Here is a 17,585-nt window from a genome sequence, read left to right on the forward strand (position 1 = left end):
GCACCACGCGAGGTGGTGCCGACTGGCGAGCGCAAACTACATCTAGCAAACGGGTTTTCGACACCCGGCCACCCGTTTTCGGTGGCGGTGCCAGAGTTGCTGGATGTAGTTGGGAAAGGCAAGGGTTGGGGTCAATGCCGCCAAAACCCATGACGCTTCTGGCATTGTCGCATAGCGGCGGAGGTGGCAAGAGGCCCCGCCTGGCGTGGCTTTCGGCCGCTCTGGGTTACGGTCGCCAAGCAGTGCAGCCTGCCACGTCGGAGCGGGGCATTTGCGACATGGGCGCCGTGGGCAAAAGCATGCCTGGCCGCTAAACGCCGGCTGCCTGCCATGCGAGTGTTCCCGATGACAAACGCTGCCACGGATCGGCCCTCAGCCCGCAGGCGCGTGCTCGGCTGCGATCGCGCCGTACGTACGCAGCGGCCTGCCCAGCAACGGCATCAACCGCTCCACGTCACCCGCGCCCGGCCGCATTCCGTCGCTGATGAAGCGTTCGGCCATCTGTCGCATGTACTACGCCATCCACGCCGGCATGAACCGGGGGAGCCATCGCCTGCTCCAGGCCGCCGACTGCCAGCCGCGCGGACTCCAGAAGGCGAGCATGGTCGTGCCCCCTGCGCGCGTTCGTGGACAGGCCCATCATGACAGTGGTCATGTAGTCCACCACCCGGTCAGCAGCCTCCGGGTGGCGCGCTGCGACGAAATCACGGATCGCAGCTTCGGCACCCATCAGGAAGACCATGGCCGCCCGCCGGGCGTCATCGTCGATGGCCTGCACCCCTTCAATGACCATGCACCCGGCCGCGCCCTCCCTGCCTGCATATCGGCATGCGGCTTCCTCAAGCACGGCGGCCAGACACGCAACGACGGGCCGGGCTGGATCCAGCAATTGCTTCAACGGGATGGCACCCTCGCACGCATATCGGTCCAGCACCTTGCCGAACAGCCGCGCCTTGCTGCCGAAAGCAGCATAAAAACTGGGCGGATTGATCCCGAGGGTGCTGGTGATGTCTGCCACGCTGACGTCGTCATAGCTGCGCTCATGAAACAGGTGCTGCGCCGTGGCCACGGCAGCATCAGGGTCGAATGCCCGGGGGCGACCGCGCGGTCGCGCATTTTTTGTATCAACCACTATTAAATTCCTTGACAGCAGTCGCGGGCCATTTCTATAGTGGATGCTACATTAAATGCATGGGTGTGTCGAAACATGATGTTCAAGAACCGGAACGTGCTTGTCCTGGGCGGCAGCCGAGGCATTGGAGCGGCAATTGTCCGCCGTTTCGCCGCCGAGGGGGCCTCGGTGACGTTCACCTACAGCGGCTCCCCGGATGCGGCGCATGCGCTGGCTGCGGAGACCGGAGCGACTGCCGGGATGACCGACAGTGCCGACCGAGACGCAGTCATCGCGCGGGTGCGTGACAGCGGGCCGCTGGACGTACTGGTGGTGAACTCGGGTATCGCGATCTTTGGTGACGCGCTTGAGCAGGACCCCGACGCCGTGGATCGTCTGCTGCGCATCAACGTGCACGCGCCGTACCACGCCTCGGTCGAGGCGGCGCGCACGATGGCCAATGGCGGTCGCATCATTGTGATCGGCTCGGTGAACGGCGACAGGATGCCGGTGCCTGGCATGGCGTCGTACGCGGTGAGCAAATCAGCGCTGCAGGGCCTGGCACGCGGCTTGGCACGGGACTTCGGTCCGCGCGGAATCACGATCAATATTGTTCAACCCGGTCCCATCGACACCGATGCCAACCCCGAGGACGGCCCCATGAAGGACTTGATGCACAGCTTCATGGCGATCAAGCGTCACGGACGTCCGGAGGAGGTGGCGGGCATGGTCGCCTGGTTGGCGGGTCCGGAGGCAGGCTTCGTGACCGGGGCGATGCATACCATTGATGGTGCTTTTGGCGCCTGATGCGTGCAGGCGGGGCTGGATGCGGCCGACATGGGCGCCTACCACGGCGTGCATGGCTTCCGTCAGTTCAGCCACCGCAAGGCGGTGGTGGTGCAGGCCAAGGATGGGGCGTCGAACCTGCGCCTGCGTGCGCCGTATGGGGGAGGCTCGGGTCTTTGGATGACGCGCTGGGTAATGCCCTGAAGAAGTGAGGGCGACCGGCCGCCGCCCGTGCGCGGCGGCCGAGGGCTCTGGAGCAGTCGCTGACACCTGTCACTTGTTCAGCGGGTGCGGTCCGTCAATAGTGAGCGCCACCCACCGCCCTCCGTGCGGGCACTCACTGAAAGGACCTCCCGTGAACCTGCTGCTGCCCATCCTCTCGCACACCCCGATCTGGGTCTGGGTGATCCTGGCGTATCTCATCACCCGTGGCGTCGCGGCCATGCGGCCAGGACAGACCTCGCTGCGGAGGCTGGCGATCGTGCCGGCGCTGTTCACTGTGTGGGGCATCTGGTCGATCAGCCATCGCTACGGCGGTTCGCTGGTGGCGTGGAGCGAGTGGCTCGCCGGCATCTGTGCGGGTGCGATGCTTGGCTGGGTGCTGCTGCGCCGCGCGACGCTGACCGTGGACGAAGCGACGGGCCGGTTGTGGCGCAGCGCGGATTACAGCCTGCTGCCGCTGCTGCTGGTCACGTTCCTGGTGAAGTACGGGTTCGAGGCGGCGCTTGCGGTGTCGCCTGCGCTGAGTGCCAACGGCAGCTTCAGTGCCGCGTATCTGCTGCTGTCTGGTGGGTTCACCGGCATTTTTGTTGGCAAGTACTTCCGGTATCTGTCGGTGCTGCGCAAGGGCATGCTCAGCAATCTGGGTCCGGCGCACTGAGGTAGGGAGGGGCCGGAGACGCTGTTGAGCTTGGCTTGGGAGAAGCGCGACAGATCAACACCCTTCGGGCAGTAGTGACGCAGCAGATCAGTGCCCTTTCGTCGGCGATCCAGGTGATTGATCGGCGGCTTCCGGGGCTTGGTCGCAAACGGATTGCCACGCCCCCGCGTGGATGGCAACGTGCAGCGGCGATCACGTCCACCTCGAGCCCCGCATGACTCCCGTTGCCCTGTATTCGCCCGATCCGGCCCGCGGCTGGCTGCCCTGGGTCTGGCTGACGCCGATCCTGATGATCCTGTTCAACGCGGTACCGGTGATCGCGCTGGACGGATGGATGCAGTCGCAGCATTGGTCGACGCCGCGCGGCGATCCAATCGGGCTCGCTGGCTTGCATGCGCTGCTGTGGATGGGCTTTGCGCCAACGCTGGCGGCCGTGCTCGCCTGGGTACGCTGGGTCGAAGGGCGCTCGCTGGCGACTATCGGGCTGACTGGTCCGGCACCGTTGAAAGCCTTCCTGCGCGGACTTGCCGTTGGGTTCGGCACAGTTGTGCTGGTCGTAGTCGCGATCTGGATGGCAGGCGGCATGCAGGCCGCAGGCTTGGGGCAGGCTTGGCGCTCGCCCGCCAGCCTGCTGCACATCGGTCTGCTGCTATTGAGTTTCATGTTCCAGGCGACCGTGGAGGAAGTCATCTTCCGCGGTTGGATGCTGTCGGTGGTGGCGCGCAAGACCAATGTCGCGGTGGCAGTGCTGCTGGTGTCGCTCGTTTTCTGCTTCCTGCATTTCAGTCCGCAGCAGCCGCCGCTGGTCATGCTCGGCACGTTCCTGTTCTCGCTGTTCGCCTGCGCCTGGGCGCTGTGGACCGGCAATATCTGGGGCGTGATGGGCTGGCACGCGGGATGGAACTGGTTGCTCGCAACCGGTTTCGAACTGCCCGTCACCGGCATGGATGCGCACTTGCCGGCGCTGCTGGTGGCACTGCGTCCACAAGGCCTGGACACCCTCACCGGTGGCACGCAAGGGCCGGAAGGTAGTTACCTGTGCAGCGCTTTCTTCGTCGCCGCGATCGCGTGGATCCAGTGGCGAAAGACGCGCGGAGCTCACAACTTCTCGCCGACCAGCAGGTAACGCCCCTGCCAGGGCGGCATCGTTGCTCGTTCTGCAAAGTGCTTGTACGGATTCCGCTCGAGGTATTCAGCGATCTGGAGGCAGACTAGGTTCGGGGTGCCAGCCCCGGTACCGAGTGGAACCGAGACTGCCTTCGCTGAAGTCTCAACGGAGAGTGATGTCGCTTCCTCGATAAAGTTCGACCAGGCCACCTTCCGTTTACGTCTCGCAACGACTGCTCCTGGCCGGAAGCGGACCCTGGAGCGGCTTGGCGGCTGGCATGGCCGGCTGCCTGCAGGAACCTATAAGGACTCCATCGCGGTAGAGCTGTCTTTTTGATGGCGCCGCCGGGGTTCCATTCGAACCCGCTCGACTTGCAGGCACTTTTCGCGATCTTCGATGACAAGCGGTACCCGTTCTATGAGCAAAAGATCGCAGCCTGAGCCGGTACCAAAGGAGTCACCTTCTCACACAGTTTGAAGTGGACAAAAAGGTGCAGCAAGCTGCGTCCCTTGTCCGGTTGGCACATCATGCTGCTGCAACAGCTCGGGCGCGGCGCAACGCCCACGCAACAGCTCGCCATATCACCAGCCGGCTGATCGCGGCGATCAGCATCGGTACGCAAGCCACAAGCGCCGGCAGCACGGGACCGAAGACAAAGGTCATCCCCACCACGAAGCCGAACAGGTACTCCGCCCGGTAGACCGGGAGCAGTACAGCAGCCACGAGCAGCGCCATCATTACCTGCGTTGCCGCCGCTTCACCGCCGGCTACGAAGGCCACCGATAGCGCGATACCTCCAAGCAGCGAGCCTAGGAAGCCGGCCATGGCCGGAATGAGTAACCCCTGCCGCTCGCGTGCTCGACGGGTAACGCTCCAGCCTGCCAATGCACCCAGCATGGGCATCACCAAGAGCGCCCACAGATTGGAGATCGCCGGCAGACTCGCATCATTGAGCAGATGGTGGCGCAGGATGCCGCCGTGAGTGTGCTCCCAACCCAGCTGCAGCGCAGCGACGACCGTGCCAAGGATGAGGGCGCAGAGCGACAGCCAGTGAGACTTTTGAATATTCATCATCAAATCTCTATGAGGAGCGTTGTGGCTATAGGAGTCAAAGCATAGGAACGGCAAAGGCGGCACACAATGTGACTGGCGGCACCATGACGAATGGCTGCAACGTCTAGGCAAGGTTCGCCGTGATGCGGTGCTATGGGACATATCCATCGCCTGCTTAGCAAACCAAATCTGACGGTCAACACTGCGATGGAAGACCACCGGGTGACCTTCTGCGCCGCGAACCTGGTCGTTGGCCGGCTAGTAGAGGACGAGATCTTTGTCAAGAACGCGGGCCGTCGGTGCAATCGCGTTCTCTACGCGGCGCAAGTGATTGAGGCCTGTCCAGGTCGTCTTCCGAGTGAGAGCGTGTGTAGTTCTTCGCGTAACAGAATCGCCCCCGCTTTCGTGCGCTACCGACATTCGGGGGGATGTCCGCTTCTGGCCGAAAGCGGACATCTGAAGAAGCCGGCACCGAAAACATACACAAAGACTGGGGCCGGTTTCAGTATCCCGTCGCCGTCCACCAATCCGATCACGATGATCCAACTGCGCCGGCCACGATGCACCCTCCGCCCGCAAGCGCCGCCAGCTCCTCCGCTTGACCCTCCGGGAAGCACTCCTTGAGCAGCTCGAGCAGCGCCGACACCCTCGCGCTGAGCAGCCGTCGCGAGGGGTACAGCGCCCAGATCTCGATGGGCGGCGCCTTCGCATGCCCCCACGACACCAGTGCGCCATCCCTGAGATCGTCGGCAACCAGCGAAAAGGGCAGCAGCGCCGCACCGGTGCCTGCGCGCACGGCATCGCGCACCATGGTCAATGCGCCCAGGCGCAGCACCGGATCCACCGCGACATGCATCTCGCCACGTGGCGTCACCAGGTACCAGGTGGTAGCAACGCCGGATGGCCGGAACACCGCAGGCGCGGTCTCGCCCTGCGCGGGCAGGGGCAGATCCGGGTGCGCCACCGCTACCAGACGGTCGCGCACCAGCACGCGCCCCACCAGCCGCTCATCCGAAGCCGGATTGACGCGTATCACCAGGTCATAGCCTTCTTCCACCATGTCCACGGCGCGGTCTTCGGTGGTGACATCGAGCCGTACCTGAGGGTAGCGCTGCACGAATTCGGCTGCGATCCTGCCCAGTGCCATCTGCGAGAACAGCATCGGTGCGCTCACACGCAGCCGGCCACGAGGCGTGTCGCCGCCCGAGGCAATGGAGGTGGCCGCTTCCTCCAGATCGGTCAGCAGCGTCTCGGTGCGCTCGAACAATGCCCGACCTTCCTCAGTGAGCTTCAACGTGTGCGAGCCACGTTCAAACAGCCGCACTCCCAGGCTTGCCTCCAGCTCACCCACGCGCCGGGACAGTGTTGCCTTCGGGCGGTCCGCCGCGCGCGCGGCGCGGCCAAACCCGCCGTGCCGCGCCACCAGGTTGAAGTCGGCCAGGGCCAGCAGGTCCATGTGTTCCACCGGTGAGACGGGTGGTCCAAGTATATGGGCTATCGGACCGTATGCGGATCAATAATCATGAGGCCCCACCACCCAACCACCCCGAGTACCCCATGACCATTCTTGTTACCGGCGCCACTGGCACCATCGGCCGTCAGGTCGTCCAGCACCTCACCCAGCGCGGCGCGAACGTCCGCGCGCTGGTCCGCACCCCCGCCACCGCCAACCTCCCTGCCACCGTGCAGCTGGTGCAGGGCGACATGCTGGATGTGGATGCCCTGCGCCACGCACTCGAGGGCGTCTCCACGCTGTTCCTGCTCAACGCGGTGGTCGCCGACGAATTCACCCAGGCGCTGATCACCCTCAACGTGGCCCGCGAGGCCGGAGTGAAGCGGGTGGTGTACCTGTCGGTGATCCACAGCGACCGCTACGTCAACGTGCCGCACTTCGCCGGCAAGTTCGGCGTGGAGCGCATGGTCGAGCAGATGGGCTTCAGCGCCACGATCCTGCGCCCGGCCTATTTCATCGACAACGACCTCACCATCAAGGACGTGGTGCAGGGCTACGGCGTGTACCCCATGCCGATCGGCAGCAAGGGCCTGGCGATGATCGACACCCGCGATATCGCCGAGATCGCCGCCATCGAACTGCTCAACCGCGAACAGGCGCCGGACAACAGCGCGCTGACCCGCCTCAATCTGGTGGGCCCGGAAGCACTGACTGGCGAACAGGTTGCGGCCATCTGGAGCAGTGTGCTCAACCGCACGATCGCCTATGGCGGCGATGACACGGCTGCATTCGAGCAGAACCTGCGCCAGTTCATGCCGGCATGGATGGCCTACGACATGCGACAGATGGCAGAGCGGTTCATCAGTGACGGCATGCTGCCGGGCGCAGGCGACGTGGAGCGGTTGATGCAGTTGCTGGGTCGGCCGTTGCGTACGTACGGCGAATTTGCGGCGGAGCATGCGTCAGCGGGCTGAGGACGGAGGCAGGGCAAAGGGTGAGCCGCCTGCTGGCTGAGAGCCCACTGCCGAGCTGAGCGGCTATGCTGCTGCGAAATTGCTATCGAGCCAGGGTATGTACTCTTCCGAACGGTTGAAGGGCATTGATGTCTTCGTCGCGGTAGTTGAGGCAGGAAGCTTCACTGCTGCCGCGAGCCGACTCAATCTGACGAACTCGGCTGTCGGGAAAGCGGTCGTTCGTCTGGAGGACCGGCTGGGCGTAAAGCTCTTCATGCGGACCACCCGCAAGCTCGCCATGACTGACGCCGGCAACGCCTTCTATCGGACGTGCACAGGCGTACTGGGTGAGCTGGAAGAAGCGGAGCAAGTGCTTGGATCCGAAGGCACCACGCCTGTGGGCAAGCTGAGAATCGACCTCCCTGCATCCTATGGCACCCGGAAGGTAATGCCGTCCCTCTTCGATTTCCTTCGGCGCTTTGATGAGATCAGGCCGGAGATCTCATTTACGGATCGTTTCGTGGATCTCGCTGAGGAGAACGTGGATGTTGCGGTCAGGATTGGTGGCAGCGATACGTGGCCAAGCAACATCGGCTACAAGTATCTGGGGCATGAGCGGCGTGTCTTCTGCTGCTCGCCTGGATTTCTTGCCAGCTACGGGCCGATACCCGACAGCCTGGGCATGCTCGGCGAGTTGAACGCGGCGGTGTATCGCCGTGCTGACGGATCACCCAGCCCGTGGTTCATCCAGCGAGACGACGGGCCCGTCGAGCATTATGTCCCCCACGCCAAGCTCGAGGTGGGAAACGCCGACATCCTGGTGGAGGCCGTTGTGCGCGGTCTGGGGGTGGCACAGCTTTCCACATGGCTGATTGAAGACCGCCTGGCCAGAGGTGAACTGGTGGAGGTCCTGCCTTCGTTCTCCACGAAGGGCCTGCCCCTCTACCTACTATGGCGACGAAGCAGGCAGCTGCTGCCGAAGGTCGATGCGCTCATCAGTCATCTCACAGCCTCTCTGAGCGTTTGATTGTGGATGCAGATTCCATAATCAATGGAAAATACATCGCAAACAGGAACTTGTGGATCAAATAGACTCTGGCGCTTCCTCGATCTGGCAGCCCAAAGTGAAAAGCGCAGGCCCGTCCTCTCTGCAAACCCCGTGTCCGCCCGCTGGAGAGGCGCGCGTATCCGGTTCAAGCTCCATCTTCATTCTGGCCGTGGCTGCCTTCACGATCGTCACAACCGAATTTCTCATCATCGGGCTGTTGCCATCGATTGCCCGTGACCTCTCAGTAACGATCTCCACCGCGGGCCAACTGGTGACATTGTTCGCGCTTGTCGTCACCATCTTCGGCCCGCCGCTGACTGCCTGGGTTGCGCATTTCGAACGGCGTAGCCTTTTCGTGGCAATCCTCGTGCTGTTCGCCGCGTCGAATGCGTTGGCCGCGATCGCTCCCAATGTGTGGGTGCTGGCTATTGCGCGCATCGTCCCCGCACTTGCCCTTCCCGTGTTCTGGGGAACCGCAAGCGAGACCGCAGGAAAGATCGCGGGCCCACAGGCTGCTTCGCGGGCGGTGTCCACCGTCTATCTGGGCATTTCCGCAGCAATGCTCTTTGGAATTCCGATGGGCACCCTCGCGTCAGAGGGTATTGGCTGGCGTGGCGCGTTCTGGCTTCTGGCAGCGCTCTCCCTGGTGACTGCTGCCGTCCTGTTTCTTTGCATGCCCAAGCAGGATGCCGGTGCCAGGTCCAGCCTGTTCGAGCAGGCCAGGATCTTCCGCAATCCCTTCTTCGTCGCAAACGTGCTGTTGTCTGCGTTGATCTTCACTGCAAACTTCACCGCCTACACGTATCTGGCAGACATCCTGGAACGTGTCGCGCATGTCTCTTCGGCTGCCGTGGGTTGGTGGCTGATGGGCTTTGGCGCGGTCGGCCTGATCGGCAACTGGTTGGGGGGACGATGGCTGGATGGATCGCCTCTGGCCGTCACCGGCGTGTTCACGTTGCTGCTGGGCGTGGGCATGGCACTCACGATGCTGTTCGCGCAGAGCATCGGCTTGCTTTTCGTTGCGCTTGCGCTCTGGGGTATCGCCAACACCGCGCTCTATCCGATCTGCCAGGTCCGTGTAATGCGCGCTGGTCCTGATGCGCAAGCGCTCGCCGGTACGGTCAACGTATCCGCCGCCAACGCGGGTATCGGGCTCGGTGCGGTCATCGGTGGCGTGACCATTTCGCAGATGGGACCCGGTAGCCTTGGCTACGTCGGGGCTGTCATTGCGTTGATAGCGGTGGTGACACTCCCGCTGGTAAATCGCCTCAACCTCCGCAGGGGCTGACGGATCGGTCGAAGCGCCTGGAGCCAGGCCGATCACACGCCTTCGCGAACATCGTTGCGCTCACGTCACCGCGCGCCAAGCCGTTTCATCTCCCTCAGGTTCAACCGCGGCCCAGGACGCTCTGGGCGGGTTGATTGCCCGGGCCAGATCACCCAGCGTGTGGCTGAGCCCCAGTCCGGTGCCTTCACCCACGCCCTTGGTGGTGAAGAACGGATCGAACACGTGGGTCATTACCGAAGCCTCAATGCCGCACCCGTCATCGCTGATAGAGACCGCGGCAAACGTGCCTTTCAGCGGTGGCGCGAACCGTACCGATGGCATCGCCTCCACCCGACGCACGCAGATGCGCACCGTGCCTCTTACTTCAATGAGGGCTCTTCGCAGCGCTCGCTGACCACGCCGCCCCCAATGAAGCTGCCGACAGCCGCAACAAAGCAGCCTGGCGCTACCAACGGCAGCAGATGGGCGCCGCGGTCCACCGTGTGGAAACTGACAGGCCCCGAACTGCGGAGCAAGGCAGCATGTTCCTGGGCACCGGCGTAGGCGGTATTCGGATCCAGCGTCCCCTGCAGGATCAGTGTTCGTGGCAGGGTGTGCGGGGTCTTTCCGAACCAGGCATCACGCGGGTAACGCGGGACGCTGCCACTGACGAGCAGGCCGGGAATGGGACTGACGAACAACGCATCTTTTGCCTCTTCGATCACGGTCTCCATGCTGAGCTCCGGTCGTGCGTTGTTCTCCGAGGCGGCAATGAGCATCACCAGTGGCAGGGCGGGCTGGTTGTTTCCTCCCTGTCCCAGCTGCGCCAGCGCGGCATTCCAGTCTTTCACCGTGGCGGCCAGCGTGCGGGTATCACCCTCGGAAAGGTCCTGCACGATCTTCGGCATTTGATCGCGCAGCGTAGGGAAGCTCAACAGCGCGGCGAAGAACCGGCGCAGGTCGCCACCTGGCACGTCCTTCTGCCAGGCCGCATCTTTCACCGCCAGCAGCGCCCGATATTGTTGGAGGCTACGTTCATCCATGCTCTGCCGCCCGACCTGGTCAACAAGCGCGGTGCGCCGGCTGAGGTCCCACGTTTCAGTGGTCTCGGGCGGCACCAGTCCGTCGAGGATGAGCCCATCCACATGAAGATCATTGACCTGGAGCGAACGCAACGCCAGCTGGGTGCCGTAGGAGACGCCATACAGCAACACCTGCCCGCTGCCATCTGCCTGTGACATCAGAATGCGAAGGTCATGCGCAGCCTCGGTAATGGAAAAAGCGGACGTGCGCTGCAGGTTCGCATACATGCTGCCGATGCAGGGGCCCCACTCGGCACCTGCCAACCCTGTGCCTTCCGGGCTTTCAGGTGCTTCCTGGATGGGACAGATCCGCGATGACCGACCCGTGCCCCGGTGGTCGGGGATCACAAGATCAAACCCGGGGAACGCACGCTGGTAAGTCGGGATAAGGGGATACAGGGATGCCCCTGACTCGCCCGGGCCACCAGAGATCAGCCAGACCTCGCCTCGCTTGGGCACATCCGCGCTGGCCGGTATGCGCCGCAGGAACAGCGCTATCTGCTCGCCTGATGGATCGGCATGGCGAAGTGGAACGTCCACCGTGGCGCACCGTGATTCTCGCAAGGCGGCTGACGCGCCATCCTCGCAGGCACGCGCCTTGGGTGCAGATGCACTGGCAATTACGGGTGAGAACAGAAGCATTACCGCCCACAGCGCACTGCGACGCATCGACCATCCCTTGGCTTGAATGAGCGCCTACGATGAGGGCTGGACAGGAATCAAGGCGAATGCCGGAAGTAACCCGGCGCGGCTGTTGCTGTCTGCTGCTGGCCGATAGCGGACATTCATTCGCGACCTGGGTCATCCCGGCTGCCCCGGCGGTTTCATGGGATGATGCGCCACCGCGCCCGATTGCCCCTACATGCATACCCTGACCGATCCCAATCTGCTGAACGACATCGCTGAGATTGGTCGTATCGAGGCGGTGCCGCGCATCCTTGAAACCGTGGCCCATATCACCGGCTCAAGATTCACTGCGATTGCCCGGGTAACCGAGACGACCTGGACGGCCTGCGCCACCTTGGACACCCTGGGGTTTGGGCTGGTTCCAGGCGGGCAACTGGTCCTGGAAACCACCATCTGCGACGAGATCAGGCAGTCGCCCACCTCGGTCGTGTTCGCGCACGCCAGTGCGCACCCGTTGTATTCCAAGCACCACACCCCGCGGATCTACGGGCTTGAGAGCTACGCGTCCGTGCCGATCCATCGCCCGGACGGCAGCTTCTTCGGCACCCTCTGTGCCATTGATTCGTCGCCGGGCAACTTCGATGAAGCCCATGTCCGGCGATCCATGGAGCTGCTTGCCGACCTCGTCGGGAACTACCTCGACAAGGAGGATCGCCTACTGGAAGCAGAGACGGCACTCACCGATGCACAGCGGGTTTCAGACCTGCGCGATCAGTTCATTGCGGTGCTGGGCCATGACCTCCGCAGCCCGCTGCAGGCGATCAGCGTGGCTGCGGATTCGCTGGAAATGGAGGCGACTTCCGAGCGTCAGCAGCAGATGCTCGCGCACATCGCATCGGGCGTCACCCGCATGGATGGGCTGATCAACGATGTGCTCGATTTCGCCCGGGGTCGGTTGGGTGGCGGCATTCCGATCTCGCTGCGCGAAAGCCATTCGTTGCAGGCTGATCTCGAACGCGTGGCGGCGGAGGTGGCGATCGCTACCGGTCGCCAGGACATCAGCGTTCAGATGCAGATCGAGGGCAGCGTCGTCTGCGACCCCAGCAGGCTCTCGCAGCTGCTGGCCAACCTGCTGACGAACGCCGCCCAGCACGGCGAGCGATCTGCGCCTGTCACGCTGAGGGTTCACGCCGCATCCAATGCTCTGACGCTGGATGTGCACAACGCCGGCTGCATTCCGTCGGAGCGGCTGGGCAACATTTTCAGCCCGTTTTCCCGCGAGCAGGGCGAGCTGCCCAGGCCCGGCCTGGGTCTGGGCATCTACATCGCATCGGAAATCGCCAGGTCTCATGGCGGGACACTCGAGGTGGCGTCCAATGAAGGTGCGGGAACCTTGTTTACGTTCCAGATGCCGGGCGCGGGACGTTCGTAGGGACCGGGAGACGGCGGAGTTGGGTTAGTCAGGCTCTGGGCGTAAGCGAGAGCGCTCTCAGGCCCCTGCCTTCCCCCGATCCAACTGCCGATAGCCAATCGCCTCCGCCAGGTGCGCCGTCCCGATTCCCTCGCACGCATCCAGATCCGCGATCGTGCGAGCCACCCGCAGAATCCGGTGCATCGCCCGCGCTGAGAGCTGCAAGCGTTCAATCGCCTGCTCCAGCAGATCCTGATCGCCCTCGCTCAACCGCGTACATGCCCGCAGCGCTGCCGGTGGCAGATGCGCATTCAACCCACCCCGAGCGCGCTGCCGCGCATGCGCCGCTTCAACCCGCGCCCGCACCACCGCACTCGGCTCGCCCAGCGGCGTGCTTTCCCGCAGCTCCACTGCATCCATTCTGGCCACGCTGATATGCAGGTCGATGCGGTCCAGCAGCGGCCCCGACACGCGTGCGCGGTAGCGGGTGATGCGCTCATCGGTACACAGGCAGCGATTGCTGCGATCCCCCGCCCATCCGCACGGGCACGGATTCATCGCCGCCACCAACTGGAAGCGCGCCGGGTACTGCACACTGCGCGCCGCACGCGCGATGCGGATATGCCCGGACTCCAAAGGCTCACGCAGCGTCTCCAGGGCACTGCGGTTCCATTCGGGAAGCTCGTCGAGGAACAGCACCCCGTGGTGGGCGAGCGAAATCTCGCCGGGGCAGGGTGGATTGCCACTGTCACTTCCAGCGAAATCAAAGACAAGCAGCCCGAAATAGGCCCGGTTAGCCCCTGCAAGCAGAGGGCGCCTCGTCTATGCTCAACATCGAAGATCGAGACTATACACATCTAATAACGAGACTGCATTGCAGATCACATCAAATGAGTAGACTCCATACCCACACTCCCGCTCGGAAATTGAAAAATAGCCACCGGGCCCTCACGGGGAAGGTCAATTTGGAAGCTGGTGGCGTGGCCGGCTTTGAGTCCTCGTTGGAGCGGGATCTACTCTTGATCCTTGATTTCGATCGGACAGTCCTGTCCGTCAAAGAGCAGCCGTTCTCGCTGACCCACATTCAAGACGCCTCCGTCCGCCGCTACACGCCGGACGTAATGGCTGAATACGACCGGGATGTTCTCCCGACGGTCGTCTTTGAAGTGAAGCCGATCGAGAAGCTGCGGGCCGATTGGGCATCCCTGCGCCCTGCGTTCAAGGCGGCAGTGGCTCACTGCCGCTTGCGTGACTGGCAGTTCAAGATCGTCACTGAGCGGCACATTCGCACGCCTTATTTGGCAAACGCGAAGTTCCTCCGGCGCTATCGAGACCTGCCGCCGCTGCTAGTCCGGCAGGCGCAGTTGAGGTACACAGCTACCGCATTGGGGCCCACCACCCCCCAAGGGCTCCTGGCCGCTGCCTACTGGCCAAAGGAAGAGCAAGCACAGGCCATTCCCGCGCTCTGGCAGATGGTGGCTACAGGGCAATTCAATATTGATCTGACTAAGCCGCTCAGTATGCGCACGCCCATGCACTTGGTGGAGTAGGACATGGTTTCCTCAAATTTCATCAACATCTCCCCTGGCGTCGAGGTCATGGTCGGCCAGCGCCGCTATCGAATCACTCGATCGTTGGACATCAACAGCGTCTTGGCCGAAGACGTGGAGACCGAGAAGGTCACCCGGCTACGGATCGAGACCATGTCCCGTGTCATGGAGGTTCAAGAAGGAGATGAGACTCCCAACTTCTCTGTGCACCATTTCTCCGATGATCTGTGGGCAGTTGCGCAGCGGCGTTTCGAAGCAATCAAGCCGTTGCTGGACAGCCCTCGTCGGAGTCGCACATCGGTTGCCGCTGCCGCGTTATCCGCCGGCGTCAACACATCCACGCTATACAAGTGGCTGGCGCTCTATCACGACCACCAACACGTAGCGGCTTTGGTTCCCACAAGACGTGGTCGCAACAAGGGGTCGCGCTTCCTGCAGGCAGACCAGGAGCTGGTGATCGCTTCGGTGATCGAGGACTTCTACCTTCAAAGGCAAAAGCCAAGTCCAGGGGAGGTGGTAGACGAAGTAATGCGCCGCTGCCGAGTCGCCAAGATTGATGCGCCGCATGCTAACACCGTTCGCAATCGCATCGCTGACATCCGTCCTGCGACAGCGCTGCGCCGACGAGGCCAGAAGGATAAGGCCCGAGATAGGTATGAACCCATCCGGGGCTCATTCCCAGGAGCGGACTTCCCGCTGGCAGTGGTTCAGATCGACCACACGCCTTTGGACATCATTGTTGTTGACGAAGAGCACCGAAAGCCCATAGGTCGCCCGTACCTGACCTTGGCTATTGATGTATTCAGCCGGGCCGTGGTCGGTCTTTACCTCACGCTGGATCCCCCGTCAGCAACTTCAGTGGCCATGTGCATATCGCATGCGATGAACACGAAGAACGAGTACTTGAGGATGTTGGGTGTGGAGGGGGACTGGCCGGTATGGGGGCAGATTGGCACCCTGCATGCCGACAATGCCAGAGAGTTCAAATGCAAGGCGATCAACCGCGGCTGCGAAGCGAACCAAATCATCATTCAGTGGCGCCCGGTAAAGAAGCCGAACTACGGCGGGCATATCGAGCGCTACATGGGGGTCGTAGCTACCGAGATGAAAAAGGTGCCAGGTGCGACGTTCTCAAATACTCAGGAGAAGGACAACTACGACTCCGAAAAAGAGGCGAGTTTGACCCTGAGGGAGGTTGAACACTACTTGGTCAATTTCATTGTCAACAACTACCACCAGCGCGTGCATAGTCAGCTGAATGCGGCCCCCATCAAAGTGTGGGAAGACGCAATCCTTGGCGATGAGAAGCCTGGTGTCGGTCGAATGCTGCCGGCAGACCCGGACCGAGTTCGTATGGACTTTCTGCCCTACTACCAGTGCACCGTGCAGCGTTACGGTGTGCGGGTTGAGAACGTCTTCTACTACGATCCCATCCTTGATCGCCATATTGGATCGACTGAGGACGACAATCCGAGGTTGAAGCGCAAGTTCATCTTCGCCAGAGATCCGCGGAACATCAGCGAGATCTATTTCCTGGATCCCCACACCGGCAGGTACATCGCCGTTCCCTATCGGAACATGGGACACCCTGCAATCTCTGCCGGTGAGCTGCGTGAAGCTAAGAAACGCATCAAAGCGGAGGGCCAGAGCGCCGTGGATGAGGAGCGCATCTTCCAGAGCATTGAGAGCAATCGCAAACTGGTAGAAGACTCCAAAGCTAAGTCTAAGGCTGCACGGCGCCAGGCAGCCAAGGCGCCCAAGGGTAAGCCGAGGCCCGCCTCGCAGCAGCCTGCCCATGCTTCGCAGGCTACTCCGCCCCCGCACCAATCTGCTCCCAAACCGACGGATCGCAGCATCTTTTCGCAGCCACTTGAAGTCCTTGAGATCGGAGAGATCCACTAATGAGCAGCTATCCCCACCTGCACGATCAGGTTGCTGCCTACATGGGTGGCTCCAACGAAGAGAGAATCGCTGTGAGCCGGAAGGATCGATGGATCGGCTATGCCAAGGCGAAGTCCGTCTTGGATGAGCTGGATCAGCTTATTGTGTATCCCTTCACGCAGCGACCACCGTGCCGACTAATCGTCGCTCGAGGCGACAACGGCAAGACGGCATTGCTTCGACAGTTCCAGCTCCGCCATCCTGCCGTTCAGCTCGGCGACGGCGGTATGAGCCTTCCAGTGCTGCGGATCAACATGCCTGCACAGCCGGACCTCTCCCAACTATGGTCGGAGGTTCTCACCCGCTGCGCGACTACGCATCGCAGAGGCGATCCCGCAAGCGCCAAGTACACGATGGTGGTCTCGGTCTTGCGCGTGCTCAAGGTCCGTGTGCTGGCGATAGACGAGTTCAACGACGTCGCGCTTGCCCGAAAGGGCACTTCGGACGTACTGGCGGGTATCCGAAAGCTCAGCAACGAGCTGAATCTGAGCATCGTAGCCGCCGGCACTGAGGCCGCAGTCCATGCGTTGGCCTTTGACGCCCAGATGCGATCGCGTTTTAGCGCGCTCTCAATGCCCAAGTGGGGCCTGGATCTGCCATACCTGAGCTTCCTTAACACATACGAGCGACTGCTCCCTTTGGCCCTGCCCTCAGGGTTGGCTGGAGAAGAGATAGCCTCTGTCTTGCATGCCGCCGGCGGTGAGGCCATCGGCGGAACTGTCACCCTGCTTCGTGACGCGGCCGCTCTGGCGATCAGGTCGGGTCAGGAAAAGATCACTGTTGAGATCATCAAGGCTGTACAGGAGACCGCATCCCACGCTACTGCGCTGGCAGAAATCTGATCATGCGCATCGTCTGGCCGCCGCAGGTGCCAGACGAGTTGCTCTCCAGCTATCTCGCCCGGGTCTCAATCGCCTATGGCACAACGCCGCACAAGCTCATGGCGCTGTACGCTCCGGGATGCCAGGTTTGGACGAGAGACGTCGACGTCTGCGCGTCTCGGTCTCTGCTGGAGCGCCTTGCGTATCCGTCAGGAAAATCCGTGCAGATGCTCTACGGACTAACGCTTGTTGGTTGGAATGAAGTCACGCGGCGCAGCTTAGATCCACCGCAAGGGGTCTATCACTGGATCAACAGTCTCGGCATATACCACCGCAGCCGTCAGCGCCACGGTCTAACTTTCTGCCCGGGATGCTTGGAGGAGAATGGAGCATACCTGCGGCAATGGCGGCTCTCCTTCTGGACGGTCTGCCCCTTGCATCAACTGCTTCTCCAGGATGCCTGCCCTCAATGCGGAGCGGTAGTCCAGCCTCAT

Annotated in this window: 14 protein-coding genes and 3 pseudogenes; 11 read left to right on the top strand and 6 right to left on the bottom strand. The window is 62.4% G+C overall.

What is annotated here, in order from left to right:
• Nucleotides 1-547: 547 nt before the first annotated feature.
• Nucleotides 548-1,132, bottom strand: a pseudogene (locus IAE41_RS02160) (TetR/AcrR family transcriptional regulator); the annotation flags it as partial.
• 75 nt (nt 1,133-1,207) lie between these two features.
• On the opposite strand from IAE41_RS02160, the gene bdcA reads away from it, so the two are divergent.
• The 4 genes from bdcA (at nt 1,208) to IAE41_RS02180 (ending at nt 3,903) form a co-directional block, all read left to right on the top strand.
• A complete protein-coding gene (bdcA, locus tag IAE41_RS02165) occupies nt 1,208-1,918 on the top strand; it encodes an SDR family oxidoreductase (protein ID WP_200731900.1) in 711 nt (236 codons plus the stop codon).
• A 30-nt stretch (nt 1,919-1,948) separates the two neighbouring features.
• A complete protein-coding gene (locus IAE41_RS02170) occupies nt 1,949-2,101 on the top strand; it encodes a hypothetical protein (protein ID WP_200731901.1) in 153 nt (50 codons plus the stop codon).
• A gap of 151 nt (nt 2,102-2,252) precedes the next feature.
• Nucleotides 2,253-2,777, top strand: a complete 525-nt coding sequence (locus IAE41_RS02175) for a DUF6622 family protein (protein WP_200731902.1) — start codon at nt 2,253-2,255, stop codon at nt 2,775-2,777.
• 214 nt (nt 2,778-2,991) lie between these two features.
• Entirely contained in the window at nt 2,992-3,903 is a 912-nt protein-coding gene (locus tag IAE41_RS02180) for a type II CAAX endopeptidase family protein (RefSeq protein WP_234458243.1), read from the top strand.
• Between the two features lie 507 nt (nt 3,904-4,410).
• Here the strand turns inward: IAE41_RS02180 and IAE41_RS02185 are convergent.
• Together IAE41_RS02185 and IAE41_RS02190 are read right to left on the bottom strand one after the other, a co-directional pair.
• Complete coding sequence (locus IAE41_RS02185) at nt 4,411-4,959, bottom strand: hypothetical protein (RefSeq protein ID WP_200731903.1); 549 nt, start codon at nt 4,957-4,959, stop codon at nt 4,411-4,413.
• Nucleotides 4,960-5,470: 511 nt separating this feature from the next.
• A complete protein-coding gene (locus IAE41_RS02190; protein WP_200731904.1) occupies nt 5,471-6,394 on the bottom strand; it encodes a LysR family transcriptional regulator in 924 nt (307 codons plus the stop codon).
• 101 nt (nt 6,395-6,495) lie between these two features.
• On the opposite strand from IAE41_RS02190, the gene IAE41_RS02195 reads away from it, so the two are divergent.
• From IAE41_RS02195 to IAE41_RS02205, 3 genes are all read left to right on the top strand, one after another.
• Nucleotides 6,496-7,365, top strand: coding sequence for an NmrA/HSCARG family protein (locus IAE41_RS02195; RefSeq protein WP_200731905.1), 870 nt, complete (start codon nt 6,496-6,498; stop codon nt 7,363-7,365).
• Nucleotides 7,366-7,462: 97 nt separating this feature from the next.
• Entirely contained in the window at nt 7,463-8,371 is a 909-nt protein-coding gene (locus IAE41_RS02200; protein WP_200731906.1) for a LysR family transcriptional regulator, read from the top strand.
• A 190-nt stretch (nt 8,372-8,561) separates the two neighbouring features.
• The gene (locus tag IAE41_RS02205) at nt 8,562-9,680 is read left to right on the top strand and encodes an MFS transporter (RefSeq protein WP_325166969.1); all 1,119 of its coding nucleotides are present in this window, start codon (nt 8,562-8,564) and stop codon (nt 9,678-9,680) included.
• Nucleotides 9,681-9,830: 150 nt separating this feature from the next.
• On the opposite strand, the pseudogene IAE41_RS22425 reads toward IAE41_RS02205, so the two are convergent.
• Both IAE41_RS22425 and IAE41_RS02215 read right to left on the bottom strand, forming a co-directional pair.
• Nucleotides 9,831-9,968, bottom strand: a pseudogene (locus IAE41_RS22425) (ATP-binding protein); the annotation flags it as partial.
• A gap of 71 nt (nt 9,969-10,039) precedes the next feature.
• Nucleotides 10,040-11,281: an alpha/beta hydrolase gene (locus tag IAE41_RS02215; protein ID WP_325166970.1), complete on the bottom strand. Its 1,242-nt coding sequence runs from the start codon at nt 11,279-11,281 to the stop codon at nt 10,040-10,042.
• 322 nt (nt 11,282-11,603) lie between these two features.
• Here IAE41_RS02215 and IAE41_RS02220 point away from each other — a divergent pair, with 322 nt between their 5' ends.
• Nucleotides 11,604-12,800, top strand: a complete 1,197-nt coding sequence (locus tag IAE41_RS02220; RefSeq protein ID WP_200731907.1) for a GAF domain-containing sensor histidine kinase — start codon at nt 11,604-11,606, stop codon at nt 12,798-12,800.
• A 57-nt stretch (nt 12,801-12,857) separates the two neighbouring features.
• On the opposite strand, the pseudogene IAE41_RS02225 reads toward IAE41_RS02220, so the two are convergent.
• Nucleotides 12,858-13,523, bottom strand: a pseudogene (locus tag IAE41_RS02225) (ATP-binding protein); the annotation flags it as partial.
• 275 nt (nt 13,524-13,798) lie between these two features.
• Here IAE41_RS02225 and IAE41_RS02230 point away from each other — a divergent pair.
• Genes IAE41_RS02230 through IAE41_RS02240 form a run of 3 tightly spaced genes read left to right on the top strand, consistent with a single transcriptional unit; the run spans nt 13,799 to nt 17,112 of the window.
• Nucleotides 13,799-14,329: a TnsA endonuclease N-terminal domain-containing protein gene (locus IAE41_RS02230; RefSeq protein ID WP_234458245.1), complete on the top strand. Its 531-nt coding sequence runs from the start codon at nt 13,799-13,801 to the stop codon at nt 14,327-14,329.
• Between the two features lie 3 nt (nt 14,330-14,332).
• Complete coding sequence (locus tag IAE41_RS02235) at nt 14,333-16,231, top strand: Mu transposase C-terminal domain-containing protein (protein WP_200731908.1); 1,899 nt, start codon at nt 14,333-14,335, stop codon at nt 16,229-16,231.
• On the top strand, nt 16,231-17,112 hold the full coding sequence (locus IAE41_RS02240) for a TniB family NTP-binding protein (RefSeq protein ID WP_200731909.1): 882 nt from the start codon (nt 16,231-16,233) through the stop codon (nt 17,110-17,112). Before IAE41_RS02235 ends, IAE41_RS02240 begins: the two co-directional genes overlap by 1 nt.
• Nucleotides 17,113-17,585 lie beyond the last annotated feature (473 nt).

The sequence above is a fragment of the Stenotrophomonas sp. S39 genome, from assembly GCF_016624665.1.
Lineage (GTDB): Bacteria > Pseudomonadota > Gammaproteobacteria > Xanthomonadales > Xanthomonadaceae > Stenotrophomonas.